Source organism: Streptomyces sp. NPDC096324, assembly GCF_044763015.1.
Taxonomy (GTDB): Bacteria; Actinomycetota; Actinomycetes; order Streptomycetales; family Streptomycetaceae; genus Streptomyces.
This window is the reverse complement of sequence record NZ_JBIWFK010000001.1, coordinates 287,651-311,960: the sequence shown is the minus strand read 5'-3', so window position 1 is coordinate 311,960 and position 24,310 is coordinate 287,651. Positions and strand designations below refer to the sequence as shown.

At 73.5% G+C, this 24,310-nt stretch carries 23 protein-coding genes; 9 read left to right on the top strand and 14 right to left on the bottom strand.

Going from position 1 to position 24,310, the window contains the following annotated elements; all coding sequences use genetic code 11:
• Positions 1-19 precede the first annotated feature (19 nt).
• Positions 20-2,440, bottom strand: coding sequence for a SpoIIE family protein phosphatase (locus ACIQ7M_RS01325; RefSeq protein WP_403638558.1), 2,421 nt, complete (start codon positions 2,438-2,440; stop codon positions 20-22).
• 133 nt (positions 2,441-2,573) lie between these two features.
• On the opposite strand from ACIQ7M_RS01325, the gene ACIQ7M_RS01320 reads away from it, so the two are divergent.
• Positions 2,574-3,308, top strand: a complete 735-nt coding sequence (locus ACIQ7M_RS01320) for an SIR2 family NAD-dependent protein deacylase (protein WP_403638556.1) — start codon at positions 2,574-2,576, stop codon at positions 3,306-3,308.
• Between the two features lie 129 nt (positions 3,309-3,437).
• Entirely contained in the window at positions 3,438-4,865 is a 1,428-nt protein-coding gene (locus ACIQ7M_RS01315) for an alpha/beta hydrolase family protein (protein WP_403638554.1), read from the top strand.
• Positions 4,866-4,887: 22 nt separating this feature from the next.
• Here ACIQ7M_RS01315 and ACIQ7M_RS01310 read toward each other — a convergent pair whose 3' ends face one another.
• The 10 genes from ACIQ7M_RS01310 to ACIQ7M_RS01265 all read right to left on the bottom strand — a co-directional run bounded on the left by ACIQ7M_RS01310 (position 4,888) and on the right by ACIQ7M_RS01265 (position 14,368).
• Positions 4,888-6,126 carry a cytochrome P450 gene (locus tag ACIQ7M_RS01310; protein ID WP_403638552.1) on the bottom strand — a complete coding sequence of 413 codons (1,239 nt, stop codon included), beginning with the start codon at positions 6,124-6,126 and terminating at the stop codon, positions 4,888-4,890.
• Between the two features lie 31 nt (positions 6,127-6,157).
• On the bottom strand, positions 6,158-7,549 hold the full coding sequence (locus ACIQ7M_RS01305) for an NAD(P)/FAD-dependent oxidoreductase (protein ID WP_403638550.1): 1,392 nt from the start codon (positions 7,547-7,549) through the stop codon (positions 6,158-6,160).
• Positions 7,539-7,823: a ferredoxin gene (locus ACIQ7M_RS01300; RefSeq protein WP_355767032.1), complete on the bottom strand. Its 285-nt coding sequence runs from the start codon at positions 7,821-7,823 to the stop codon at positions 7,539-7,541. Before ACIQ7M_RS01300 ends, ACIQ7M_RS01305 begins: the two co-directional genes overlap by 11 nt.
• A 167-nt stretch (positions 7,824-7,990) precedes the next feature.
• Positions 7,991-8,623, bottom strand: a complete 633-nt coding sequence (locus ACIQ7M_RS01295; RefSeq protein ID WP_403638548.1) for a hypothetical protein — start codon at positions 8,621-8,623, stop codon at positions 7,991-7,993.
• Between the two features lie 104 nt (positions 8,624-8,727).
• Positions 8,728-9,543, bottom strand: a complete 816-nt coding sequence (locus ACIQ7M_RS01290; protein WP_403638546.1) for a hypothetical protein — start codon at positions 9,541-9,543, stop codon at positions 8,728-8,730.
• Positions 9,540-10,802, bottom strand: coding sequence for a glycosyltransferase family 4 protein (locus ACIQ7M_RS01285; protein WP_403638544.1), 1,263 nt, complete (start codon positions 10,800-10,802; stop codon positions 9,540-9,542). The genes ACIQ7M_RS01290 and ACIQ7M_RS01285 overlap by 4 nt, the downstream gene beginning before the upstream one ends.
• A gap of 85 nt (positions 10,803-10,887) precedes the next feature.
• On the bottom strand, positions 10,888-11,373 hold the full coding sequence (locus tag ACIQ7M_RS01280) for a methylated-DNA--[protein]-cysteine S-methyltransferase (RefSeq protein ID WP_403638542.1): 486 nt from the start codon (positions 11,371-11,373) through the stop codon (positions 10,888-10,890).
• The gene (locus tag ACIQ7M_RS01275) at positions 11,370-12,938 is read right to left on the bottom strand and encodes an AlkA N-terminal domain-containing protein (RefSeq protein WP_403638540.1); all 1,569 of its coding nucleotides are present in this window, start codon (positions 12,936-12,938) and stop codon (positions 11,370-11,372) included. Before ACIQ7M_RS01275 ends, ACIQ7M_RS01280 begins: the two co-directional genes overlap by 4 nt.
• A 111-nt stretch (positions 12,939-13,049) precedes the next feature.
• Positions 13,050-13,976: a M48 family metalloprotease gene (locus ACIQ7M_RS01270; protein WP_386986279.1), complete on the bottom strand. Its 927-nt coding sequence runs from the start codon at positions 13,974-13,976 to the stop codon at positions 13,050-13,052.
• Positions 13,973-14,368, bottom strand: a complete 396-nt coding sequence (locus ACIQ7M_RS01265; RefSeq protein WP_355767017.1) for a BlaI/MecI/CopY family transcriptional regulator — start codon at positions 14,366-14,368, stop codon at positions 13,973-13,975. Before ACIQ7M_RS01265 ends, ACIQ7M_RS01270 begins: the two co-directional genes overlap by 4 nt.
• Positions 14,369-14,486: 118 nt before the next feature.
• Here ACIQ7M_RS01265 and ACIQ7M_RS01260 point away from each other — a divergent pair, with 118 nt between their 5' ends.
• Genes ACIQ7M_RS01260 through ACIQ7M_RS01245 form a run of 4 tightly spaced genes read left to right on the top strand, consistent with a single transcriptional unit; the run spans position 14,487 to position 17,880 of the window.
• Entirely contained in the window at positions 14,487-15,161 is a 675-nt protein-coding gene (locus ACIQ7M_RS01260) for a DedA family protein (RefSeq protein ID WP_386986283.1), read from the top strand.
• The gene (locus ACIQ7M_RS01255; RefSeq protein WP_403638537.1) at positions 15,158-15,781 is read left to right on the top strand and encodes a phosphatase PAP2 family protein; all 624 of its coding nucleotides are present in this window, start codon (positions 15,158-15,160) and stop codon (positions 15,779-15,781) included. The genes ACIQ7M_RS01260 and ACIQ7M_RS01255 overlap by 4 nt, the downstream gene beginning before the upstream one ends.
• Before the next feature lie 9 nt (positions 15,782-15,790).
• Positions 15,791-16,453, top strand: coding sequence for a response regulator transcription factor (locus ACIQ7M_RS01250; protein ID WP_386986289.1), 663 nt, complete (start codon positions 15,791-15,793; stop codon positions 16,451-16,453).
• Between the two features lie 56 nt (positions 16,454-16,509).
• Positions 16,510-17,880 carry a sensor histidine kinase gene (locus ACIQ7M_RS01245; RefSeq protein WP_403638535.1) on the top strand — a complete coding sequence of 457 codons (1,371 nt, stop codon included), beginning with the start codon at positions 16,510-16,512 and terminating at the stop codon, positions 17,878-17,880.
• A gap of 48 nt (positions 17,881-17,928) precedes the next feature.
• On the opposite strand, the gene ACIQ7M_RS01240 is transcribed toward ACIQ7M_RS01245, so the two are convergent.
• From ACIQ7M_RS01240 to ACIQ7M_RS01230, 3 genes are all read right to left on the bottom strand, one after another.
• Complete coding sequence (locus ACIQ7M_RS01240; protein WP_403638534.1) at positions 17,929-18,780, bottom strand: hypothetical protein; 852 nt, start codon at positions 18,778-18,780, stop codon at positions 17,929-17,931.
• Positions 18,781-18,858: 78 nt separating this feature from the next.
• The gene (locus ACIQ7M_RS01235) at positions 18,859-19,803 is read right to left on the bottom strand and encodes a YbhN family protein (RefSeq protein ID WP_403639217.1); all 945 of its coding nucleotides are present in this window, start codon (positions 19,801-19,803) and stop codon (positions 18,859-18,861) included.
• Between the two features lie 284 nt (positions 19,804-20,087).
• The gene (locus ACIQ7M_RS01230; protein ID WP_403638531.1) at positions 20,088-21,593 is read right to left on the bottom strand and encodes a hypothetical protein; all 1,506 of its coding nucleotides are present in this window, start codon (positions 21,591-21,593) and stop codon (positions 20,088-20,090) included.
• Between the two features lie 239 nt (positions 21,594-21,832).
• On the opposite strand from ACIQ7M_RS01230, the gene ACIQ7M_RS01225 reads away from it, so the two are divergent.
• From ACIQ7M_RS01225 to ACIQ7M_RS01215, 3 genes are all read left to right on the top strand, one after another.
• Complete coding sequence (locus ACIQ7M_RS01225; RefSeq protein ID WP_355764440.1) at positions 21,833-22,216, top strand: BlaI/MecI/CopY family transcriptional regulator; 384 nt, start codon at positions 21,833-21,835, stop codon at positions 22,214-22,216.
• Positions 22,213-23,112 (top strand): M48 family metalloprotease, encoded by a 900-nt coding sequence (locus ACIQ7M_RS01220; protein WP_403638529.1) that lies wholly within the window; start codon positions 22,213-22,215, stop codon positions 23,110-23,112. Before ACIQ7M_RS01225 ends, ACIQ7M_RS01220 begins: the two co-directional genes overlap by 4 nt.
• A gap of 163 nt (positions 23,113-23,275) precedes the next feature.
• Complete coding sequence (locus ACIQ7M_RS01215) at positions 23,276-24,220, top strand: endonuclease/exonuclease/phosphatase family protein (protein WP_403638527.1); 945 nt, start codon at positions 23,276-23,278, stop codon at positions 24,218-24,220.
• Positions 24,221-24,310 lie beyond the last annotated feature (90 nt).

Here is a 24,310-nt window from a genome sequence, read left to right as displayed (position 1 = left end):
CCGTGGAGGCCCTGTCCGGTCAGGAGGGCGGGAGAGGCTGTTCCGTCCAGACCGTCTTGCCGTCGTGGCTGTAGCGGGTGCCCCACCGCTCGGTGAGCTGCGCGACCAGGAAGAGCCCGCGGCCGCCCTCGTCCGTGCTGAGGGCCCTTCGCAGGTGGGGGGAGGTGTGGCTGGCGTCGGACACCTCGCAGATCAGGCACTGCGTACGGATGAGGCGCAGGGTGACGGGGCCGTCCGCGTACCGGTAGGAGTTGGTGACGAGCTCGCTGGCTACCAGTTCGGTGGTGAAGGCCATGTCCGACAGCCCCCATTCGGCCAGCTTCGCCGTGACCTGCTCCCTGGCGCGGGCGGCGGCGGTCGCCTCCAGGGGCAGGTGCCAGGTGGCGAAATTCTCCGGCGGCAGCACCCGGGTACGGGCCATGAGCAGCGCGATGTCGTCGGTGGGCCGGCGGTCCGTGGGCAGCAGCGCTTCGACCACCCCGTCGCAGATGCGCTCCAGAGGATCGGCACTGTGGGCGAGGCATTCCCCCAGACCCTCGATCGCGGCATCGACGTCGCCGTCGCGCGCCTCCAGGAGGCCGTCGGTGTAGAGCGTGAGCACGCTGCCCTCGGGGAGATCGACGTCGTACATCTCGAAGGGCAGTCCGCCCAGGCCGAGCGGTGGACCCGCGGGCAGGTCGAGCACGGTCACCCGGCCGTCCGGGGTGGAGACCAGGGGTGCCGGGTGGCCGGCGCGTGCCAGGGAGCAGTGCCGGGAGACGGGATCGTAGACCGCGTAGACGCACGTGGCCCCGAGCACCTGCTCGATCGCCGACTGGTTGCCCTCGGCGTTCGTCTCCATCTCGGCGGCCAGCAGACTGACCAGATCGTCCAGTCGGGCCACCACCTCGTCCGGTTCGAGGTCGAGGCTGGCCAGGGTGCGCACGGCGGCGCGCAGGCGCCCCATCGAGGCCGCGGCGTGGATTCCGTGGCCGACCACGTCTCCCACGACGAGGGCGACTCGGGCCCCCGACAACGGGATCACGTCGAACCAGTCACCGCCGATGCCCGGTTCACCGCTCGCCGGCAGATACCGGCAGGCCACCTCGACGGCCGGCAGGTCGGACACCGTGCCCGGCAGCAGACTGCGCTGCAACGTCAGAGCGGCGCTCTGTTGCTGGGTGAAGCGGCGCGCGTTGTCGATGCAGACGGCCGCGCGCGAGGAGAACTCATGGGCCACCGCGGCATCGTCGTCCTCGAAGGGCTCGGAATGGCCCACTCGCCACAGGCTCACTACGCCCAGCACCAGACCGCGTGCCATCAACGGCACGGCGATCAGGGAATGAACGCCGAGACCCAGGGCGACCTCGATCCGCCGCCGGTCCGTGGCGTACCACTCGGGGCGCAGGGACAGCAGCCGTTCGAGAATCGGGCGGCGCTCGGCCAGGCACCGCGCCTGCGGCGACTCCGGAAGGAGCGGGACCACCTCGCCCTCCTGGAACGGGACGCGTGGTTCCGCGGGCGACAAGGCCACGCGCAGGAGCGCACCCGCCATGTCCAGGGGCAGTTCATCACCGAGGGTCACCGGCCTCAGGAGGTCCACCGAGCAGTAGTCGGCCAGGCCGGAGGTGGCCACCTCGGCCAGTTCCCGGGCCGTCTGCGTCACGTCCAGTGAGGTGCCGATGCGGGCGCTCGCCTCGTTCAGCAGAGTGAGCCTGCGGCGGGCCCGGTAGCGCTGGGTCACGTCCTCGATCGTCTCCGCCACGCCGAGGACCCGGCCCGAGGAGTCCTCCATCCGGAACGCGGAGACGGACACCATCCGTTCCCGGCCCGGGGCGTGGCGTGTGCGCGCCGACTGCTCCGTGAAGATCAACGGCTCGCCGGTCTCCAGGACATGGCGTACCCGCTCCTCGGCCGGACCCGCGTCCTCGTCGACCAGGAACTCACCGGAACTACGGCCCACCGGTGCCTGGGCCGTGATGCCGCTCGCCTTCTCGATCGCGCGGTTGACCCGGATCACCTTCCGGTCGGGTCCGTGGATGGCCAGACCGATCGGGGACCGGTGGTACAGGCCGTCCAGCAGCGCACGGTCCCGTTGCCAGGCGACGACCTCCGCGGCGGGGGCACCGACCAGGAACCACTCCTGGCGATCTCCGTCGCGGGTGATCGCACGCGCCCGGAAACCCATCTCCACACGCCGTCCGTCGTGGTGCCGGACCGGCAGGACGCCGAACCAGCCCCCCGCCCTCATGGCGTCCACGACGACGGACCGCGCGAGTGGCAGGTCACAGGCGTCGACCAGGAGGTCCCGCCACGGCCGGCCGATCACTTCCTTGGCCGGGTAGCCCAGCACCTCCTGCGCACGTGCGCTCCAGCCGACCACTGTGCCGTGATCGTCGAGCACGGCCGAAGCGGCATGCCCGAGGGCGAACGGATCCTCCGGACTCTCGCTGAAATGCATCGAAGGCGTCCCCATAACCACCACTCTGTCTCCGTGAGTCCGATGTTCCTCCTCCCGGTCCCCATCCGCGACTCTCCGTGTCCCGCCCGGATATCCCGTCGCTCCCGGCGGGCGAGCGCCGTACCTTCATGCCATGAACAGGCCACTCGTCGCCGTCCTGAGTGGGGCGGGCATCTCCACCGACTCCGGGATCCCCGACTATCGCGGGCCCAACGGGCTGTGGCGGAAGGATCCCGAGGCCGAGAAGCTCGTCACGTACGACTACTACATGGGTGATCCGGAGATCCGGCGCCGGGCCTGGCTGATGCGGGGCGAGAACGGTGCGCTCCAGGCACAGCCCAACGCCGCGCACCGGGCCGTCGCCGAGTTGGAGAAGTCCGGGACCCCGGTACGGGTGATCACGCAGAACGTGGACGGGCTGCACCAGCTCGCCGGGATGCCCGCGCGCAAGGTCCTCGAGCTGCACGGCACCGCACGGGCGGTGGTGTGCACCCGCTGTCACGCCAGGACGCCCATGGAGGACGCGCTCGCCCGCGTCGACGCCGGGGAGGGCGACCCGGCGTGCCTGACGTGCGGCGGGATCCTCAAGCCGGCGACCGTGATGTTCGGCGAACGGCTCGACCCCGTCGTCCTCGGCGAAGCCGCCGCGATCACCAAGGCCTGCCAGATCTTCATCGCCGTCGGCAGCAGTCTCCAGGTCCAGCCGGCGGCGGGCCTCGCGGCTGTGGCCGCCGACCACGGAGCCCGGCTCGTCATCGCCAACGCCGAGCCGACCCCGTACGACGAACTCGCCGACGAGATCGTCCGCGAACCCATCGGCACGGCCCTGCCGGAGCTGTTGCGCCGGCTGCACGCGGCGAGCCGATAGCCACGAAGCCCCGTCCGGCCGCGATGTCGCTGCGCCGGAGGCCGTTCCCGCGCTCCCAGGGGTCCGTTCGAAGTACCGTCGGGAGCGGCGGGCCGGTGGGTGGCGAGGCCTGCTCCTACGTTCGGTCTCATGACCAACGCGTTCACAGACCATGCGCAGACGCTCACCCGACGGGGCGCGCTCGCCGGGCTCGCGGCAGGGGCAGGTGCGGTCGCGCTGTCCGCGGCGGCAGCCGCCCCGGCGAGCTCGGCACCGGCGTTCGCGACGGAGCGTGACGGCCGCCGTTCGGCCCCGGCTCCCGCAGCCGACGCGTCGCCGACGCCCGGTGCCATGCAGCTGTTCACGGACCCGGGGCTCAACTTCAACGCGCTGCTCGCGCTCGGGGGCGCCGGGTTCGGCGCGGCCGAGGTCGGGGAGGTGCTGACCGCCGTCAACGCCATCAACGCCGCCGGGGCGAGCGAGCAGACCTACACCGCGGAGTTCCGCCGCTGGGGCGACCGGCTGACGACCACCGTCTCGCCTCACGAGCAGACGCACCGCGCCCACTCGCTGCGCGCCGCCCAGTACTACGGGCAGGCGCTGTTCTTCGTGCTCGGCTCGGAGACCCCGGGTGACGAGAAGAGGCTCTATCTGGCGGGGCGCCGGTCCTGGGACACCTTCGCGCGGCTGTGCACGCCGGCGGCGATCACCGACCAGGTCCCGTACCAGGGCAGGACCTCGATTCCCGTCTGGTTCTTCCGCCCCGACGACTCGGGAAGACCCCGGCCGACCGTCATCCTCACGAACGGGAGCGACGGCCCGAACGTCGACATGTGGACCTACGGGGTCTCCGCCGCGCTCGCCCGCGGCTGGAACGCGCTCGTGTACGACGGCCCGGGCCAGGGCCAGTTGCTCTTCGTCGACCAACTCGTCTTCAGCCCGCGCTGGGAGCAGGTGGTCTCGCCGCTCGTGGACTGGCTGGAGCGCCGCGGGGACGTCGACGCCCGTCGGATCGCGCTGACCGGCCTCTCCATGGGCGGTGACCTCGCACCACGCGCCGCGGCCTTCGAGCACCGGATCGCCGCTCTGGCCGCGCTGCCGGGCTGCCTCTCCCCGTGGCTGGGCTTCCCGGCGGAGCTTCGGGACATCGTGACGCCGGACAAGGCGGAGACCAACCGTATCTGGAACGAGGAGGTCGCCCCCGGGCTGACGCCGTCCGAGCAGTTCGTCCTCAAGAAGCGGATCGAGCCCTTCTCGATCCCGGCGATGCTCGCCGCCCGGCAGGGCCGGCTCTTCACCGACTTCTGGACACCGGCCCAGCGGATCATGGCACTCGACATCACCCGGATCGTGGGCCGCATCAAGTGCCCCACACTGGTCCTCGACTACGACGACGAGCTCTTCTACCCGGGTCAGCCACGCGAGTTCTTCGAACTGCTGCGCACCCGGAAGGAGTTCCGGCTGATGCGGGCGGCCACCGGTGCCCAGCTGCACTGCTCGCCGATGGCGCCGCAACAGCACTGCGAGGTGGTCTTCGACTGGCTGGAGGACACCCTGGGCCGGGGCGACCGCGACTAGCCGGCACCAGGTCAGACAGGCCCTAGGGGCGGATCCCGTCGCAGGTGATGGAGAGGTGGCGCGGGCCGCGCAGTACGGCGTTCCGGCGGTACGGGGGGACCTCCTCCAGCAGGCGGGGGTTCTCCAGTCTCCGGGCCAGTTCCGCCAGGGCGAACTGGGTCTCCAGCCGGGCCAGCGGTGCGCCGAAGCAACTGTGGATGCCGCTGCCCAGGCCGAGGTGCTGGATGTCCTTGCGGTCCGGGTCGAAGCGGTCCGGGTCCTCGAAGCGCTGGGGATCGCGGTTGCCCGACGCGAGGACCAGCCAGATGGGGGCGCCCTTGGGGATGGTGACCCCGCGGACCTCGATGTCGGCTAGGGCGGTGCGCTGCGGCACCAGTTGCACCGGCGGTTCGAAGCGCAGCAGCTCCTCGACGATGGGCACGGCCAGCCGCGGATCGGCGCGCAGCCGCTGGAGTACGCCGGGGTTGCGCAGCAGGGTCAGCATTCCGTTGGTGATCAGGTTGACCGTGGTCTCGTGCCCGGCGATCAGCAGCAGCGCCGCGGTGCTGAGCAGTTCCATCGTGGTCATGGGACCGTCCTCCCCCTCGGCCGTGGCCAGTTGGGAGAGCATGTCCTCGCCGGGGTTCTTGCGGCGTTCCTCGATCAGGCCGGCCAGGTACATGCCCAACTGCATCCGGGCGTCCTGCGTGTCCTCGCCCCGCTGGGCGGTACCGGCGTCCGGGTCGGGGTCCAGGCTGGCGGCGAGGGTGTCCGCCCAGACGTGGAAGCGCGCCTCGTCCTCGCGCGGCACGCCGAGCAGCCGGCAGATCACCGTCACCGGGAAGGGATACGAGAACTGCTCGACCAGGTCGATCCGTTCCGGGTCGCCGATGCCGTCGATGAGACCGGTGACGATGTCGCGGAGCTCTCCGCGCATCCCGTCGACCCGGTGCGGTGAGTGCGGCGGGCCGAAGGGGCGGTTCGTCATGCGCCGCAGCCGGTCGTGCTCCGGCGGGTCGAGCTTCAGGAAGCCCGGCGGGAGGGTGCTCTCCTGCGCGGGCGCCTCCGAGGCCAGCGGATCGGCCGTGTTCGATGCCAGGTTGCGGGCGTCGGAGCTGATCCGGGGATCATGCAGCAGGCTCCGGATCTCGTAGTACGTGCTGACCACGTACGGCCCGTCGCCCTCGTGGTGGACCGGGGTCTTCCGCAGCTCCTTGTAGATCGGGTACGGGTCGGCCCGGTTCGCGTAGTCCAGGATCTGGTGCAGCAGGGATGGCGTCATGGCGGGTCCTAGAGTCCTCGTGGCCGTGCGGTCAGTGCGCCGGGGTGAACGTCATCCGGCGGTCGGCGGGCGAGTATCCGCTGAGGGTCACGGTGGGGCCGTGGGTGGGGACCGAGGGGTCGGGGAAGTCCGCGTCGAGCGGCCGCTGTCCGTCCGGGCGCCGGTCGACCGTGGCGAACGGCGGCGGGAAGGGCGCGGTGGTCTCGATCAGCTCTTGGTAGAACGGCAGCCACCGGCCGTGGTCGAAGGCGACGGCGCCGATGACTCGGCCCTGGTAGCCGTAGACGCCGAGGAACCGGTGGTCCGCCAGTGAGCCCTGGGAGATGAGGATCTCCGTACCCATCGACGGGATCCCGACGGACTTGATGTTGATGCCGAACTGCGAGGACCAGAACGCCGGCACCTCCAGGTGGGGCAGCCGGTCGCTGCTCTCGCTGAGCATGTTGTGCGCCGCGATCCGGGCCTGTGAGACGGCGTTGCCCCAGTGCTCGAGCGAGAGGAACTGGTAGCCGAACAGGGCGTGCGGGCTGCGGGCGACGTCGCCGGCCGCGTAGATGTCGTCGGTGACGATCCCGCGGATGTCGAAGGCGCGGCAGCCGGCGTCGCAGGCGATGCCACGGGGTCCGGCGCCGAGTCCGGACCCGGCGAGCCACTCGGTGTTGCGGAGGGCGCCGAGCGAGACGATCACCACGTCGGCCTCGACGGTCGAGCCGTCGGACAGATGGGCGGCGCGCACCCTTCCCGAGGCGTCGCCCTCCAGGCGGGTCACCTCGACCCCGCACCGCAGGTCCACCCCGTGCTCGCGGTGCATCTCGGCGGCGACCGCGCCCACGACCCCGCCGAGCGCGCCGACCAGGGGCCCCGCACCGCGTTCGGCGACGGTGACGGGGATCCCGCGTTCGCGGCAGGCGGAGGCGATCTCGGAGCCGGTGAATCCGGCCCCGATGACCAGGACCCGCCGGGGGCCCGCGTCGAGGCGCCGCGCGAGGGCGGCGCTGTCGTCGCGGCCGCGCAGCACGAAGACGCCGTCGAGGTCCGCCTCCTCCTCGTGCGGCCACGGTCGCGCCCGGGTGCCGGTGGCGATCAGGAGCCGGTCGTACGGCACCTCGTCCCCGTCGGCCAGGCGCACTCGTCCGGCGGCCATGTCCAGTCCGGTGGCCGGAGTGCCGAGCCGCCAGGTCGCGTCGACGGCCCGGAGCCTGGGCAGCGCGGTGCGCTCGGCGCTCGCCCTGCCGAGCAGCACCTGCTTGGACAGCGGGGGCCGGTCGTACGGTTCGCAGGGCTCGTCGCCGATCAGGGTCAGGGACCCGGCGAAGCCCTTGTCCCGCAGGGTTTCGGCGGCCCGCAGCCCGGCCAGCGAAGCGCCGACGACGACGATGCGGCCGTCGCGCCTGAGCCGTTCCAGGGATCCGTCAGCGGGCACCGGACACCGCCTCGGCCGGTACGTCCGCGGCGCTTTCCGTGCCGTCGGCCTCCGCGCCACCGGGTTCCACCGCGCCGGGTTCGACGGCGTCGACGAGGACGGCTTGCACGGGGCAGGCCGCGGCGGCCCGATCCAGCTTCTCGCGGTGCGCGTCGTCGGCGTCCGGGTCGTACAGCAGGGCCTCCTGGCCGTGCATGGCGAAGATCTCGGGGGCGAGGAACGCGCACTGCGCGTACCCCTGACACCGGTTCAGATCGACGGCAATCCTTACCACGGGATCGGTCCTCTCCAATGGCCCGTTCACCCCTCCTGCGACCACTGTCGGTGACCTGACGGGAAGCCGCGACGAGGGGAAGACCGTTCGAGTGAGCGTCAGGGCCGGACCGGACCGCGGCAGCGGGCCGACTCTGAGGGCCCGGGGCGACCTCCGTGCCGGGAAGGTCAGGCGGGGGTGGCCTTCCGTGCCGCGGCGGGAGGCCGGCCCCACAGGATGTTCAGGCTGAGCAGCAGCGCCCAGGCAGGGAAGACCATCTCGGACCACGGCACGCCCGATCCCGCCACGAGCAGGGTCAGTCCCGCGAGGTAGCCGATGGCGACGAGCGGGCGCGGGAGGGCGCCCAGACGGCGGCCGATGGTCGAGGTCGCGATGATGAACACCGCCGCCATGCGCATGGCGTACGTGGTCAGCAGGGCGTACGCGAAGTGGCTGCCGAAGGTCGAGTCCCGCGTACCGTCGCCGAGCACGGTCCCGGCCGCCGCGGCGGCGCCGAACAGCGTGGCGACGAAGACCACGCCGCTGCCCAGGAACACGGTGGCGACGAACCGGTCCTCGGCCCGGCCGCCCTGCTCGCGGAGGGCACCCATGAACCACAGGAACGCGATCCCGGCGAACGGCACCAGCTCCAGCGCCGTCCGCAGGCCACCGCGCTGTCCGGCGTCGAGGGTCACGTCGTCCCCGCCACCGGGCAGAGCGGTGCGCACGAGTGCGATCGCGGCGGCCGTCAGGACGGCGAACACCACTCCGGCCACCCCGGCGGCGCGGCGCGTCGCGAGGCGCTTGTGCTTCCGCTCCATGATCTCCCGCTTTCTGCCTGCTCTCCCCTTCGTACAGACATCAGCGATCGCGGGGCCACGCCACCGGGGTCACCCGGGAGGCAGACCGCGGTGCGCCATACAGGTCATGCGTTCGCGCCCACCTCCACGGAGAGGTCGTTGTCGACGGTGTAGTAGGGGCGCAGGGCGGCACCGCCGACATCGGCCGTCGGGTAGACGACGATCTCCTTGCGGTCCGCCAGGTCGTCGAGAAGGCGGCCGACGCGTATCCGGGGTGCCTGGGCCGCGGGACGGACGAAGACGTCCCAGACGCCGGCCCCCGACGGTGTCCCGCCGGCCAGTTCCGCGTAGTCGACGGTGAAGGAGAGGCTTCGTCCCTCGTCCTCGGCCCGCGGCTCCACGGTGCGGGCGGTGGCACCGGCACCCCGCAGCCTCAGGCTCACGACGGCTCCCTCCTGGAGCGAGACGCCGTGCAGGCGTGCCCTGACCGTCATCGAGCGACCGGTGACGTCGACGGCCTCGGCCTCCACGTGGGTGGTGCGCAGCCAGGCGCGGACCGCGAGGTGGCCGTCCTTGGTCATGTACGGGATCCGGACGGCGACCGGGGACGGCCGGTGCCGACGGTGTCCGTCGACGAGTGCCCGCAGATCGCGCAGACCGGCGCGCAGACGCTGCCGCTCGGCTCCCGGTTCCGGGAGCAGGTACGCGTCCCAGCGGCCCTCGGCGAGAACGGGGTGCGCGTCGAGGACCGCGCACCGGCGTTCACCGGCGGGCTCGAAGTCGAGTACGTGGACGGTCTCTTCGGGCTGTCCCTTCTTCGGGCGCAGTCCCAGCAGCAGCCGCTGCCCTTCGGGTGACCCGGGCGGCAGGTCGAAGGTGATCCGGCCGTCCGCGCCGATCGAGCAGCCGACGTGGGGTTGCGTCTCCGGGTCCGTGCTCACTTCTGCCTCCTCAGGGTGCGCAGCGCGCCGTCGGCGGCGCTGTGCGCCACGTCGCGCAGGGCGAAGCCGTGGCCGGCCAGGACGCGGCACGCGGCGGAGCGTTCCCGGAGCACCGGCCGGCCCTCCCGTCTCGCCGACACGGCCTCGGCGAACAGGCGTTCCGCCTGGGTGACGACGGGGCCCGGAGCGAAGCGCCGCGCGTTCTTCCTGGCCGCGCGGCCCGCACGCAGGCGCCACTCGTCGTCGCGGACGAGTCCCCGCAGCGCTTCGGCCAGCGCGTCGCGGTCGCCGACCGGTACGAGCCGGCCGTCCACGCCGTCCTCGATGATCTCGCCCGGTCCGTGCGGGCAGTCGGTGCTCACCACCGGCAGGCCGCAGCTCATCGCCTCGATGATGGTCATGCCGAACGCCTCGTAGTCGGAGGCCGCCACCGCGATCGAGCCCTTGACCCACTCGGCCTCCATGGGGGTGGCCGCGCCCATCAGGAGGACCCTGTCGTACAGGCCGAGGTCCCCGACGAGCCGCCGCAGCCGCTCGTGCTCCGCGCCCTTGCCGTAGATGCGCAACCGCCAGTCGGGGTGTTCGGCGGCGACCACGGCGAAGGCCTCGACGATCAGGTCGTACCGTTTGACGGGGACCAGACGACCTGCCGCGATGATCACCTTGGCGGCGCCGTCGGCGGGTGACAGCACGGATTCCGGCACGCTGTTCGGAAGGGCCTCCACCCGGACTCCGGGCATCCGCACCTTGCGCCGGTAGGCGGCGGCGTCCGCCTCGGTCACCGTGGTGAGCGTGTCGAGCCGGCGATAGGCCCGGCGCAGGGCGGAACGCAGCCGGGGCGGATGGTTGTCCAGGGTGAGGTGCTCCTGGCCGATGCGCGCGACGTGCCGCGGAGTCTGGAGGGCCAGATGCACGTTGAGCCCCGGCCTGGTCCCGATCACGACGTCGGCGTCGGTCTCCGCGAGGCACGCGCCGATCCGCTCATCGGTCAACTCGCTGTACTGCCGGTACCGGTACTCGGCTCGGGGGAACACCCTGGCCGGTCTCAGATGCGACGGATGCTCCTTGTCCTGCCTCAGATCCACCAGCGACCGCAACGAGACGCGGGGATCCAGGGACAGCGTCGGCCGCTCGCGGTGCCGCAGCACCGAGACGATCTCCACCTCGTTCCGCGCGGCGAGCGCACGGGCCAGATTGAAGGTGGTGGTGATCGTGCCCCCGATCCCATAGGCGTTGTGGAGCAGAAAGGAGATCTTCATGGCTGTTCAGACTCTGTCAACTCCCCATGGGTTGCGCTCTGTTGCCAACACGTTTCGATCACCGGCCGGCACGGACCGCCGCCGGTCAGAAGAGTGCCGATCCGCTCTCGAGATCCAGGAGCTGCCGCTTGCGGTCCAGGCCGCCGCCGTAGCCGGTGAGGCTGCCGCCCGCGCCGATCACCCGGTGGCAGGGCACGATGATCCCGATCGGATTCCTGCCGTTGGCGAGGCCGACCGCGCGGGAGGCGCCCATGTTGCCCAGGGCTTCGGCGAGTTCGCCGTACGACCGGGTCTCGCCGTAGGGGATCTGCCGCAGTTGGTCCCACACACTGCGCTGGAAGGGCGTCCCGATCAGGCGCAGTTCGACGGTGAACTCCTTCAACTCGCCCTTGAAATAGGCGTTGAGCTGCTCGGTCACCTCGTCGAAAAGGGTGTCGTCGCGCTCGCCGAAGGTCTCCTCCGGCGGACGGTGGCGCTGAGCGACCATGTGGAGGCCGCACAGGACGCCGTCGTCGTCGGCGACGAGCGTGAGGGGGTCGTAGGGGCTGTCGATGACCGTGTGCCGTTTCACTGGGCGTCCTCGGTGCGTGAGATGCGTGCGGTGCGTTTGACGTCCGGGATGTGCGGGGCGCCGCCCGGCGCCGGCAGGAAATTGATGGGGTGGCTGTCCGTGGCCCACAGGTACTGGACCGCGTACGCCCGCCAGGGACGCCAGGCCGCCGCACGGGCCGTCAGCGCGGCAGGCGTGGACGGGAGCCCCAACTCCCGCGCGGCGCGCCGGATTCCGAGGTCGGTGGGGAGGAAGGCGTCCGGGTCCCCGAGGGCGCGCATCGCGATCACGTCGGCGGTCCAGGGACCGAATCCGGGGAGCGCGAGAAGCCGGGCCCTCGTCTGTTCCCAGTCGCTCTCCACCCCCAGATGAAGTGTTCCGTCGGCGAGTTCGCCCACCAGGGTGGTGAAGGTCGTGCGCCGGGTGCGGGGCATCGCGAGGGACTCGGGGTCGACCGCGGCGAGCGCCCGCGGCGAGGGGAAGAGGTGGGTGAGGCCGCCCTCGGGGTCCTCGACCGGATCGCCGTACGCGGTCACCAGGCGGGCGGCGTGGGTCCGCGCGGCGGCCGTGGAGACCTGCTGCCCCAGCACCGCCCGTACGGCGAACTCGGCCTCGTCGACCGTGCGCGGCACCCGGCGGCCGGGGGCCTTGTCGACCAGCGGTGCCAGCAGCGGGTCCGTGCGGAGCTGGTCGTCGACCGCCACCGGGTCGGCGTCCAGGTCCAGCATGCGGCGGCAGCGGCTGATGGCGACGGACAGGTCGCGCAGGTCGCTGAGGGTCAGCCGGCACGCGATGTGGTCCGGCCTCGGTGTCAGACCGGCGACGCCGTGCCCGTACGGCAGCCGCAGGGTCCGCCGGTACGCGCCGTCGCGCCACTCCTCCACCCCGGGTACGGCGGTGGCGGCGAGGTGTCCGAAGAGGTTGTCGGGGTTGAGCGGGGCGCGGAAGGGGAGCCGGAGGTTCAGGACCCCCGGCGTGCGCGGGGTTGCGGCCGTGACCCCGGCCCGGCTCCTGGGCAGCCGGGCGCGCAGGTCGCTCGGGGACAGCGCGAAGACCTCGCGGACCGTGTCGTTGAAGGTTCGGATCGAGGAGAACCCGGCGGCGAAGGCGATCTCGGCCATCGGGAGCGGTGTCGTCTCGATGAGCAGCCTGGCCGTCTGGGCACGCTGGGCGCGGGCGAGCGCCAGGGGTCCCGCGCCCAGCTCGGCGAGAAGCTGCCGCTCGATCTGGCGGGTGCTGTAGCCGAGCCGGGCGGCCAGGCCCGGTACACCGTCGCGGTCGACGACTCCGTCGCCGATCAGCCGCATCGCGCGGGCCACCAGGTCGGCGCGGTGGTTCCACTGGGGTGAGCCGGGGCTGGTGTCCGGGCGGCAGCGCTTGCAGGCCCGGAATCCGGCCTGCTGGCAGGCGGCGGCGCTCGGATAGAAGGTCATGTTCCGGGGCTTGGGCGGCACGACCGGGCAGCTCGGCCGGCAGTAGATCCCCGTCGTCGTCACCGCGGTGAAGAACCATCCGTCGAAACGCGCGTCCTTGGACTGGACGGCACGCACGCAGCGTTCCGTGTCCGTGTGCATCCCGTTCTGCATGCCTCAAGCATCAGGCACCCCGGAGGGCGGGGCTGGCGAGAATCCGACATCAACGTCGCCCGCCGGGGAGGCCCGCCGCGGCCTGTACGGACACGCGCGGACGGAACCCGGTCAGCGGGTCTCCTCGCCCTGCGCGACCTCCACCTCGTGGTGGAACGCGACGACGCCCGCCCCCGACGCCCCGGCCGAGACGGCGGCGCAGGCGGCGAGCAGGACGGCGATCCAGGCGGCGGCCCGGGGGCGGCGCCGCGGGACGGAGAGCAGGGCGGCGACCCGCTGGGGTACGGGACCCGTGGTGGCCGCGGGGGCGAAGCCGGGGCGTTCGGAGCGGGCCTCGCCGACGGCCAGGGCGGCCCGGGCGATGGCCCGCGCGGTCAGCCGCCGGTCCCCCACGACGGCGGCCGCGGCCTCGTCCGCGGCGCGCTCCGCCGCGAGCGCGACGGTCGCGCGGACCGCGCGCAGCCCCGGGTGGCAGTGGGCCGCGAGTTCGGCCACGACGAGGAAGCGGTGGTGGCCGCCCGCGTTGTGGGCCCGCTCATGGGCGAAGAGGACCTCGCGCTCGTCGGCGCCGAGGCTGCGCAGCATCGCGGTGGTGACGACGATGCGGTGCGGCCGGCCCGGGAGCGCGTACGCGTCGGGGTGCGGCGACTCGATGACGCACAGGTCTCCGGCGGCGGGGCGGCGGTCGGCCTGGCTGCGCGCGGTGCGGAAGGCGCGGACCTGGCGCAGGGCCGAGCGGACGACGGTCCACGCGCCGACGGTGAGCACACCCGTCGCGGCGGCGGCCGCGGGCAGGACGACGAGGTCCGAGGCCGTACGCAGTGGGTGGACGAGGTCACCGAGGCCGGCGAGGAGCGGCACCTTGAGCAGGCCCGTCAGGACGAGCGCGCCCAGCGCGGCCACGGAGGCTCCGGCCAGCACGACGAGCGCGAGGGTCACCGACCACAGCGCGGCCACCGGGCCGAACCGGTCGAGGCAGCGGCGGGCCAGCGGTCCGAGCGCGAAGGGGACCAGCAGGGGAACCAGGAGCAGGATCATCCGGCACCCGGTTCCGGACGCGTGCCGAGATCCGGCTCCAGCAGGTCCCGCAGGAGCCGCTCGTCGTCGGGGCTGAGCTGGGCGACGAAGCGGGCCAGCGCGGTCCCCCTGTCGTCGTCCCGGTCGAGTTCGCTGTGCATGCGGCGCGCGGTGAGGCCGTGCGGGTCCTGGACGGGGAAATACGCGTAGCCCCGGCCCAGCCGCTCGCGGCCGACAATGCCCTTCTCGTGCAGCCGGGACAGGATCGTCGTCACGGTCGTACGGGCCAGACCGGAGTCCAGCTCGGCCTGGACGCGTCCCGGCGTGAGCGGTACGCCCGCGGCCCACAGCGCCGCCATCACGCCGGCCTCCAGCTCGCCGGCCGGCCGGCGTTCGTCCTTGTCCCTGCTCATGGGAACGATCCTCACCCCACCATCGTCTACAGTTCAGTAGACCGTCTACACAATTGTAGTCAGTCGGGCACGGGTTTCGACCGTGCCTGCCCCTTCCAGTATGAGAGGGTCCGCGACGATGGCCGCATCCTTGTTCACGGCGTCCGACCTCGCCGTGAATATTCTCAGCGCGCAGTCCCTGCTCGCCGCGTTCGGTGTGCTGGGCGTGGGCGTGGTGATGTTCGCGGAGACCGGCCTGCTGATCGGCTTCTTCCTCCCCGGTGACTCCCTGCTGTTCACGGCGGGCCTCCTGTGCACCGGGTCGGGGCAGAACGGCCTGAAGCTGTCACTCCCCCCGCTGCTGATCGCCGCGGCCGTGGGCGCGCTGGTCGGCGCCCAGACGGGCTATCTGATCGGACGGAAGGCGGGCGGCGCGCTGCTCGCCCGCGGTTCCTCCCCCCGGCTCGCGTCGGGCGCGCACCGGGCCGAGGAACTCCTGGAGCGGTACGGCCACGCCAAGGCGATCGTGCTGGCCCGCTTCGTCCCCGTCGTGCGTACGGTGCTGAACCCGATGGCGGGCGCCCTGGGCGTGCCGATGCGGACCTTCACCGTGTGGCAGGTGGCCGGCGGCCTCGTCTGGAGCCTCGGCCTCACCCTCGCCGGGTACGCGCTGGGCTCCTCGATCCCGAACGTCGACCACTATCTGCTCCCGGTCATCGCGGTGATCGTGCTGGTGTCCCTGGCCCCCCTCGCCGTCGAGCTGTACCGCTCGCGCCGGCGGGGCGCCGCAGGAAAGGAGGAGGTCCAGGGATGATCCTGGCATTCGACGGATCCTCGATCGACGGCTCCGCCTACGGGTACGTGACCGATCTCGCGCGGGACTCCCCCGCATGGCTCGACGACCTGGTGGCCTTCTGGTCGACGTACGGGCTCGGCCTGTTCGCCGTGCTGATGGTGGTGGCCTGGTGGCGTGCCCGGCGCGAGAGCCCCGGGGCGGCGCTGGTCGCGCTCGCCGTGCCCGTCGTCGTGGTCGTGGCGTACGGGGTGGATCTCGGTGTGAAGCTGCTGGTGCGCGAGGACCGGCCCTGTCAGAGCCTGCGGGTGGCGACGCTGGAGGCGTGCCCGGCCCACGGCGACTGGTCGTTCCCGAGCAACCACGCGGCGATCGCCGCCGCCGCGGCCGTGGCCCTGTTCCTCGTCGCGCGCCGCGTCGGCACCGTCGCCGTCGTGGCCGCCGGCGTGATGGCCGCCTCCCGGGTCTGGGTGGGCGCGCACTATCCGCACGACGTGGCGGCCGGTCTGCTCGTCGGCACGCTGGTCGCGATGACGATGGTGGCCGCCCTGCGCAGGCTGCCCGATGTGTCGGGACACCCGCTCACCGCGTCGCGGCTCGGAGTCCTGCTCCTCGCTCCCCGTCTCGCGAAGAGCGGGTGAGCGGGCCGTATGCGCCGGCGGATCCTGGTCGTCGAGGACGACCACGCGCTGCGTGACGTCCTGCGGCGCGGACTGCGGGACGAGGGCTTCGACACCGTGCCGGCACAGGACGGCGCGACCGCGCTGCGGCTGGCCGGGGACGGCATCGACGCGGCCGTCCTCGACGTCGGCCTGCCCGACGCCGACGGACGGGACGTGTGCCAGGCGATCCGGGCGGGCGGCTTCCTCTCCCCCGTGATCTTCCTTACGGCCCACCACCACCTCACCGACCGGCTGGCCGGCTTCGCGGCCGGAGGCGACGACTACCTGCCCAAGCCGTTCCATCTGACGGAGCTGGCGGCCCGGCTGCGGGCCGCCCTCAAGCGCGCCGGACCGGTGCCGTCCGGCACCGCGGGCGACCTGGTGCTGGATCCCGTCGCGCACAGCCTGACCGTGCGCGGCAGCCGCGTCGCGCTGACCCCGACGGAGTTCCGTCTGCTGGCGGCGCTCATCGCGGCGTCCGGGGCGATCGTCGGCCGGCGGGAGCTGACCCGGGCCGGCTGGCCGGAGGGGGCGCGGGTCAGCGACAACACCCTCGACCAGTATCTGACCCGGCTGCGCCGCAAGCTCCGGGACGGCGGCAGCGAGCTGACGGTCACGACCGCCCGGGGCATCGGACACCGGCTCTCATGAAAGACGGTCCCCCGAACACGCGGCCGAGGCCGGCGGCGGATTCCGGGGCACGCGCCGTGCCCTGGCGGACACGCGCCGCGCGCTGGGCACCGGGAACCCTTCGGGGCCGGCTCTCGCTGGTCGCGCTGACCACCGCCACCCTGCTGATGGTGATTCTCACGGTGGCGTTCAACACCGTCGTACGACAGCACCTCCAGCACCAGGCGGACGACGAACTGCGCACCCGGGCCACCGCCGTCGCCGCGACGGTCGACACCAGCGGCGCCCGGGTGCGTCTCCTGGAGACTCCGGGCGAGGAACTGCTCGACGCGAACGTGTGGATCTACGCGGGCGGGCGGCTCCTGGAGAGACCGCCGACGGCCACCGCCGCGGGCCCGCTCACCCGCGCGGCCGGCGCCCTCGCGGCCCGGGGCGGAACCGGCTGCCTCACCTCCCGCGCGCACGGCCCGGTCCGCCTGTGCGCGCGGCCGGTGCCGGGAGACAGCGCCGACGCGGCCGTCGTCACCGCCCTCGACCTGTCCCCCTACCGCAGTTCGGCCGACACCCTGCTGTTCGCGTCGCTCGCGCTGGACGCCGTCATGCTCGCCTGCACGTACGCGCTGACGCGCCTCGCCGTGGGGCGTGCCCTGCGCCCCGTACGCACCATGACCGACGAGGCCACCCGGTGGAGCGCCGTGGCCTCCGAGGAACGCTTCGGGAGCGTCGCCCGACCCGACGAACTCGCCCGGCTGGGCGAGTCGCTGGACGCGCTCCTGGACCGCATCCGGGCCCTGCTGCGCCATGAGCGGCAGCTCACCCGGGAGCTGTCGCACGAACTGCGCAATCCGCTCGCCCGGATCATCGCCGAGCTCGACTGGCTGCGGTCCCGGCCACGGTCGGCCGAGGAGACCCGGGCCGCGCACGAGGCCGTGGCGGACGCGGCCGGTTCCATGCGCACGATCTGCGACACGCTGCTCGACGACGCCCGTGACAGCGCCGCCGCCCTGCCGGGCGCCGGTGAGGTCGTGTCCGTGCTGCGCCGGCTCGCGGACCGGGCCGCGACGGCCCGGCCGGACGTGGAGATCACCGTCCGGGGCCCGGAAGGCGGTCTGGTGGCCGGGGTTCCGGACGCCCTGCTGGAGCGCATCGTCAGTCCGCTGCTCGACAACGCGCTGCGGCACGCCCGCTCCCGGGTCGCGATCCGGGCGGGAGCGGGGCCCGGCGGCGTCCGGGTGGAGGTCGGCGACGACGGACCGGGCGTACCGGCGTCGTTCGCGCCGCAGCTCTTCCTGCCGGGGCGCCGCGCCGATCCCGGGGACGGACACGGCGGAGCGGGCCTCGGTCTGCCGCTCGCGCGACGCCTGGCCCGCTCCGCCGGCGGCGAGGTCCATCACGAGGAGTCGGGCGCCGTGGGCGCGACCTTCGTGGTCGGACTCCCGTCGGGGTGAGAGCCCGACGGGAGTCCGACCACGCGCCGCGTCGCGGGCACTCCCCGGTCAGCCCGCCCGGAGGGTGGACCGGTCGGCGCCGGCCACGTCGCGGCGGGTGATCGAGAGGTACACGACCAGCCCGAGGATGACGGCCAGGAACAGCACGCTGGTGACGACGGTGCCGAAGCCCAGACCGCCGTCGCCGGTCGGCTGCGAGAGGTAGTCACCGATCGACGCGCCCAGCGGACGGGTCAGGATGTACGCGATCCAGAAGCTGAGCACGGCGTTCAGGCCGAGGGCGAAGTGCGCGACGGCGACCGCGGCGATCGCGAGGGCGAACAGCACGGCGGAGACCCAGTACCCGAGGGCCATGCGCTCGGCGACCAGGTCACCGGCCGCGGTGCCGAGGGCGAACGTGAACAGGACCGCCAGCCAGTAGTAGGCCTCGCGGGCGAGCGTGTCGACGCTGTGGATGGACAGCGTGCCCTCACGGCGGTACCAGACGAAGAACGTCACGGCGAGGGCGACGGCGAAGACGGCGGTGCTGGTCTCCAGCGGCACGCCCAGGTTGTCGGTCAGGTTGTCGCTGATCAGCGTCCCCACGACGCTGATCAGCGCCACCGCGAGCCAGTACACGCCCGCCCGGTAGCTCCTGGTCCGGAACTGGACCACGAGGACGACCGCCAGCAGTCCGCTCATCAGCAGGGAGACACCGGTCAGACCGAGGCCCAGCTTCTCGTTCAGGAGGTCGGCGGCGGTCTCGCCGACCGTCGTGCACAGCACCTTGATGATCCAGAAGTACGCGGTGACTTCGGGCACCTTGTTCCAGCGCACGCGGCGCCCATGGGTGTCCTGGGCGCCGGAGCGGCGGCCGTAGGCCTCGGGAGTCCCGTCGGTCTCTGTTGTCTCGTAGCTCATGAGGCCCGAGGCTGTCAGCGGAAGCCTGAACGCATCCTGACCGCCGTACGCCCCCGGGCCGGGCCCCTGGGGTGCCGTTCACAGCACCCGGCGGCGGATCAGCACGCCCAGTGCCACCAGGCCGGGGAGCAGGGGGAGCCAGACGGTGAGCAGCCGGTAGCCGATCACCGTGGACGCCGCCGCCTCGCCCGGCGCTCCCGCGAGCGTGAGGGCCAGCACGAGGGCGGCGTCCAGGGAGCCGAGGCCGCCCGGGGTGGGCAGCAGGACGGCGGCACTGCTGGCGGCGAGGTAGACGAGGGCCACCCGGGCCGGGGACAGCGGCAGGCCGACGGCCTGGGCCACGGCGATGACCACCGTGGCGTGCAGCGCGGCGAAGGCCAGCGAGCCGCCCCACAGCGCGGCGGCCCGCGCGGGGAGTTCGTGCACGGCGCGGACGTCCAGGAGCACGCGGCGCAGCGCCCGCCGCAGCGGTCCGGCGAAGAGGACCGCGGCCGAGGCGGCGACCACGACACCGGCCGTCCAGGCGGCCACGGTCCAGGTGCTCGCCGTCGGTCCGGGGAGACGCAGCGCGCCGGGACAGGCCACGGCGAGTCCGCCGATCAGACAGCCGCGTACGACGGTTCCGGCGCAGGCCTTGACCGCGAGCGCGGTCGCGGAACGGGCGAGGGGCAGTCCGCACCGGGTCAGGAAGCGCAGATTGACCGCCCCCGCGCCGAGGCCCGAGGGCAGCACATGGTTGGCGGCGGCGGCCGCGAACTGCACCGCCACCAGCCGCCCGGCGGGCAGCGGCTCCGTCACCGCGCCCTGCTGGGCGAGTGCGGAGCACACCCAGGTCGCGAGGGTGGCGGCGGCGGCCACCAGCAGCCAGCCCCGGTCGGCGTGGGCCAGCCGACCGGCGCCCGCCGCGATCATCGGCCAGTGCCGGTGGGCGAGGAACCCGGCGCACACCAGCACGGTCAGCGAAAGCCCGGCGTGCCACCCCACCCGCCCGTCCCGCCCGGCGAGCCGCCGCCCGACGGTCACCCACCGGCCGCCGCCCGCGGGTGACACCGAACCGCCCGGGTCGGTGTCACCCGCGGGCAGCCCGCACACCGGCTCGGGCGGACCGCACACCCGCTCGGGCCGTGGCGTCCCCGGGTCGCCGACCGCCGCCCCGGACCCCGCGACCGACGCGGGCGCACCGCCGGGAGACCCGCTCCAGGGCGCCGAGCCCCGCGCCGGAGCACCCACCACCTCGGGCGGCGACACCCCTGGGGCAGCGGACAGCCCGCTCTCGTCCGCCGGTGAGAGCTGCTTCGGCCGAGGCGTCACGGCGTAGGGCTCCCCGCTCCCGGAGAGACGTAGATGTCGACGGCGCCGGCGCGGTGGAGTGCCCAGGCGCGGGCGTACCCGGGAGGCGAGCCGCCCGGGGTCGCGACGACGGCGACCGGCATGCGCCGGACGGAACGCGCGATGTCGGCCGCGGTGGTGTTGGCGTTGTGCCCGTCGGTCGCCACCGAGGCGCAGCCGGCGTAGAAGGCGATGGGGACGGACAGATGACCGGCCAGCGCGCAGGGCGGCCGCACTCCGAGCCGGTGCAGTTCCGCCGCCGTCACCGCCCAGCCCCGGTGACTGTCGGCGGTGCGCCGCACCGTGGACTGCAGCACCGCAAACTGTGTGACCAGATGCGCGGCGAGGGCGAGGGCCACCAGTGTCACGGCCACCGGCCGCCACCGACCGCCGGGGGCGGTGACCAGGTGGACGAGCGCGTCGGCGGCGGGGATCGCGACGAGGGCGTAGAGGGGCAGCAGGAAGCGCGGCGCCGCGTATCCGATCATGAGGAGGTAGGGGATCCCGGCCGTCGTGGCACAGGCCAGGAGCACCAGGGTGGGTGCCGGGCGACGGGAGCGCACGGCGATCACCAGGCCGAGGGCGGCGATCAGCGGCAGGACGAACCACCACACCATCACCGAGGGGTCCGGCATCCCGCCGGAGCAGGGCCGGCACAGCACGCGTCCGCCGAGGCTGCGCATCTGGTCGCCGACCGCGATGTTCCAGCCGAGGCCGCCCTGGATGCGCGACCCGTCGGCGAGCCGCTGCCCCAGGCCGCCGTAGCTCACGTAGGCCTCGATGATCCACTCGGCCGCTCCGGCCGACAGACCCGCGACGAGCGCGAGCAGCGGCCGGACCCGCCGCCACCTGGGGGCCGCGACGGTGATGACGAGGAGCGGCAGGATCACCCAGACCGCGTCGGGGGGCCGCATCCACGCCATGAGGGCGGCGCTCAGTCCGGTCCCCCACAGGGCCGCCCGGTCGCGGCCGCCCGCCTGGGCCCGGACGAAGCACCCGACGCAGGCCAGGGCGCCGATCGCCACCCAGTAGTTGGGCATGACCTGCGGGCCGTAGAAGACGGTCACCCAGAGCGTCGCGAACAGGGCGCCCGCCAAGGCGAGGACCCGCGCCGGGAAGAGTCCGCGCCAGACGCGCAGGGCCACGAACAGGCCGAGCCCGGAGAGCAGGGCGAGGTAGATCCGCAGCAGGGTGGTGGAGGAGGACCAGGAGGCCACCGGAGCGACGAGCAGGGAGATTCCGCGGGCCCGTGGCGCGCTGAAGAATGCCGCGGGGGCATGCGGGGAGACCTGGCTGGTGTACACGGTCTCGTCCCAGCCGAGGCCCATGTCCGGGTGCACGAGGACCAGTTGGGCCAGGGCGAAGGCGGCCGCGACCAGCGCGAGCAGGCCCAGGTCACCGGGCCTCCGGGACACCCGGGCCGTCCCGTCCGGCGGTCCGGGCCGCCGGACGCCGATGAGCGGGACGTTCTGGGTCTTGGCCATCGTCCACCCTTCAGCCCTACACGCTGTAGGGTTTCCTCACCCTACAAGGCGTAGGGTGAGGCCGGGAGCCGGGGAATCACGGACAAACTACCGCCCACCGGAAGAAGCCGCCGAACACGACAGGCACGCGGGGGACACCCGGGCCGGTACGCGACCTCGCGCATCCCTGGTCCACACCCCTGTCCACACCCCGGACCGGCACCGATCCGGGGTCGACTACGCGCTGTAAGGTGACGGGCATGGCTGGCACAGGTCCCCACGGAAGGGCGGAACGGCGCAGCGCGGGCGAGCTGGAGAGCGAGGTCCTCGCCGCCCTGTGGGCCACCGACGACGCCCTGACGCCCGCCGAGATCCAGGCCGAGATCGGTGGCGGCCTCGCCTACAACACCGTGCACACCATCCTGAAACGTCTGTACGACAAGGGGCTTGTGCTCCGGGACGTTGACGGCCGGCGCGGCGCGTACCGCCCCGCCAAGAACGCGGCCGAGCTGACGGCGGAGGCCATGCACGAGGCGCTCGACCGCGGACCCGACCCGATCGCGGCCCTCCAGCAGTTCGTCACCGGGCTCAGCCGCCAGGAGGAGGAAGCCCTGCGCGATCTCCTGGGAGGGAACGGGCCGTGAGAATCGACGTCTACGTTCCCCTCGTCCTCGCGCTGCTCCTGACCTCGGTCGCCCCGCTGGTCGGCAGGCGGGTGTCGCCCGCGCTGGCCGCCCGCGTCCTGGTCGCGGCCGCCGCGCTGACCGCGGCCGCGTCCACCTGGGCGCTGCTGCTGCTCGGGGTCACGCTGATCAACCAGGCTCCCGAGGTGATCGCCGAGGCGGGCGAGGAGGGCCGGGTACTGCCCGAGCCCGTTCCGGAGACCGTCGCCGTGCTGGCCGTGGCCGCCCTCGCCGTGATCGCCCACCGGCTCCTTCATGTCGTACGCGCGCACAACGCGACCCGCAGGGTCCTGCTCAGGCTCTGCGAGGGGCACCCACCGGACAGCGAACTCGTCGTCGCCGCCTCGCCGACCCCGCACGCCTTCGCGATCCCCGGCAAGCCGGGCCGGATCCTGGTCACGGCCTCGATGCTCGGCGCGCTGGAGCCCGCCGAACGACGGGTTCTGCTCGCCCACGAGCGCGCTCACCTGACGCACCGCCACGCGGCGCTGTCGACCGCCGTGGCCCTGGCCGCGGCGGCGAACCCGCTGCTCGTGCCCGTCCGCGACACCGTCGTCTTCCTGCTGGAACGGTGGGCCGACGAGGAGGCCGCGAGCAGCGTCGGCGACCGGAACACGACGGCCCGCGCGCTGGCCCGCGCCGCCCTCGTCTCCCAGCGCGCCCGCACCCGATGCGCCCTGCACTTCTCCGAGCACGCCGTCACCCGCCGCATCGCGGCCCTGCAGACCGCTCCCCCGCCCGTCGTGCGGTCCGTCGGCGCGGCCGTGCTCGCGCTCGGCGCCCTGCCCGCGCTGGGCGCGGCCGACGCCACGAGCGACCTGCTGCGCCTGTTGTCACAGACCCTGCCCGGTCTGTGACGCGGCCCGGTCTGTGACCCGGCGCGCCGGCGCCTTCGCCCGCCGGTGACCCCACCGGGCCGACGGCGCCGCCCCGCCGATGACCCGCGCCACCGCCGACCGCGCCCGCCCCGCCGGAAGGACCGGCCACCCTTCGGCGGTGCCGGCGGGTACGGTCGCGGTCATGACACCTTCCGAGACGGCTGATCCGGGTGCCCCGCGCTCCGGACGGGTGCGGTTCGCGACGTTCAACGTGCTGCACGGACGGACGTTGGTGGACGGCAGACCCGTGTCCGTCCGGACCGCGGGCGGCCCGGAGCTGCCTCTCGTGGAGGCCGTCGCGTCACTGGACGCCGACGTGGTGGCACTCCAGGAAGTGGACCGGCTGCAGGAACGCTCGGGCGGGGTGGACCAGGCGTCCGCCGCGGCCGCGGGGTCGGGCGCGCCGCACTGGCGCTACGCGTCCGCCTTCCACGGCACGGCGAAGCCGGGCGGCGGCTGGGTCCCGGAACCGTCCGTACCCGGTCTGCGGGTGTACGGGCCGCGCGAGGCCCAGGCTGGCGACGGCGTCCCCTCGCACGGCATCGCCCTGCTGTCCCGGCTGCCCGTACGGCACTGGAGAGCACGCCGACTGGCGCCGGCACCGGTCCCCATGCCGCTGCGGACACCCGGCCGCCGGGGACTCACCATGTCCAGGGACCAGCCGCGGGCCGCGCTGGCCGCCGTGCTGGAGGGAAGCCGGGGGCCGTTCACCGTCGTGGCGCTGCATCTGTCGTTCGTGCCCGGCTGGAACGTGCTCCAGTTGCGCGCCGTCCGCGCCTGGATCGCCGACCTGCCCGGACCCCGGGTGCTTCTCGGCGACTTCAATCTGCCCGGCGCCCTTCCGCGGACGGTCCTCGGCCCCGCCGGACCGGTCCGCGGCAGCCGGAGGGGGCCCGGTGGCACCCCTCCGACGCCGCGCGGCTGGCGGGATCTGGCCCGTACACCCACCTACCCGGCGCACCGTCCCTTCCTCCAGCTCGACCATGTGCTGGCGGGCGGGATCGCGGCGGGCGCGGCCACCGGAGCGCACGCGCCGAGCACCCCCGTCTCGGACCACCGGCCCCTGGTGGTCGAACTGCCCCTGTGACGGGCGATACGGCCGGCCCGCACGCAGGACGCCGCCCGCCGACCCGCCGGAAGCGGCAGGCCCGGCGCCTCGGACGGTGCCCAGGAGCGC

What these genes read in the sequence shown, in the direction of transcription:
- ACIQ7M_RS01265 (WP_355767017.1), bottom strand. Translation starts at nt 14,368, where the DNA reads ATGAGCAGGGACAAGGACGAACGCCGGCCGGCCGGCGAGCTGGAGGCC.
- ACIQ7M_RS01215 (WP_403638527.1), top strand. Translation starts at nt 23,276, where the DNA reads ATGACACCTTCCGAGACGGCTGATCCGGGTGCCCCGCGCTCCGGACGG.
- ACIQ7M_RS01295 (WP_403638548.1), bottom strand. Translation starts at nt 8,623, where the DNA reads ATGGAGCGGAAGCACAAGCGCCTCGCGACGCGCCGCGCCGCCGGGGTG.
- ACIQ7M_RS01230 (WP_403638531.1), bottom strand. Translation starts at nt 21,593, where the DNA reads ATGGCCAAGACCCAGAACGTCCCGCTCATCGGCGTCCGGCGGCCCGGA.
- ACIQ7M_RS01240 (WP_403638534.1), bottom strand. Translation starts at nt 18,780, where the DNA reads ATGAGCTACGAGACAACAGAGACCGACGGGACTCCCGAGGCCTACGGC.
- ACIQ7M_RS01225 (WP_355764440.1), top strand. Translation starts at nt 21,833, where the DNA reads ATGGCTGGCACAGGTCCCCACGGAAGGGCGGAACGGCGCAGCGCGGGC.
- ACIQ7M_RS01250 (WP_386986289.1), top strand. Translation starts at nt 15,791, where the DNA reads ATGCGCCGGCGGATCCTGGTCGTCGAGGACGACCACGCGCTGCGTGAC.
- ACIQ7M_RS01275 (WP_403638540.1), bottom strand. Translation starts at nt 12,938, where the DNA reads ATGCAGAACGGGATGCACACGGACACGGAACGCTGCGTGCGTGCCGTC.
- ACIQ7M_RS01315 (WP_403638554.1), top strand. Translation starts at nt 3,438, where the DNA reads ATGACCAACGCGTTCACAGACCATGCGCAGACGCTCACCCGACGGGGC.
- ACIQ7M_RS01285 (WP_403638544.1), bottom strand. Translation starts at nt 10,802, where the DNA reads ATGAAGATCTCCTTTCTGCTCCACAACGCCTATGGGATCGGGGGCACG.
- ACIQ7M_RS01325 (WP_403638558.1), bottom strand. Translation starts at nt 2,440, where the DNA reads ATGCATTTCAGCGAGAGTCCGGAGGATCCGTTCGCCCTCGGGCATGCC.
- ACIQ7M_RS01260 (WP_386986283.1), top strand. Translation starts at nt 14,487, where the DNA reads ATGGCCGCATCCTTGTTCACGGCGTCCGACCTCGCCGTGAATATTCTC.
- ACIQ7M_RS01270 (WP_386986279.1), bottom strand. Translation starts at nt 13,976, where the DNA reads ATGATCCTGCTCCTGGTTCCCCTGCTGGTCCCCTTCGCGCTCGGACCG.
- ACIQ7M_RS01310 (WP_403638552.1), bottom strand. Translation starts at nt 6,126, where the DNA reads ATGACGCCATCCCTGCTGCACCAGATCCTGGACTACGCGAACCGGGCC.
- ACIQ7M_RS01320 (WP_403638556.1), top strand. Translation starts at nt 2,574, where the DNA reads ATGAACAGGCCACTCGTCGCCGTCCTGAGTGGGGCGGGCATCTCCACC.
- ACIQ7M_RS01255 (WP_403638537.1), top strand. Translation starts at nt 15,158, where the DNA reads ATGATCCTGGCATTCGACGGATCCTCGATCGACGGCTCCGCCTACGGG.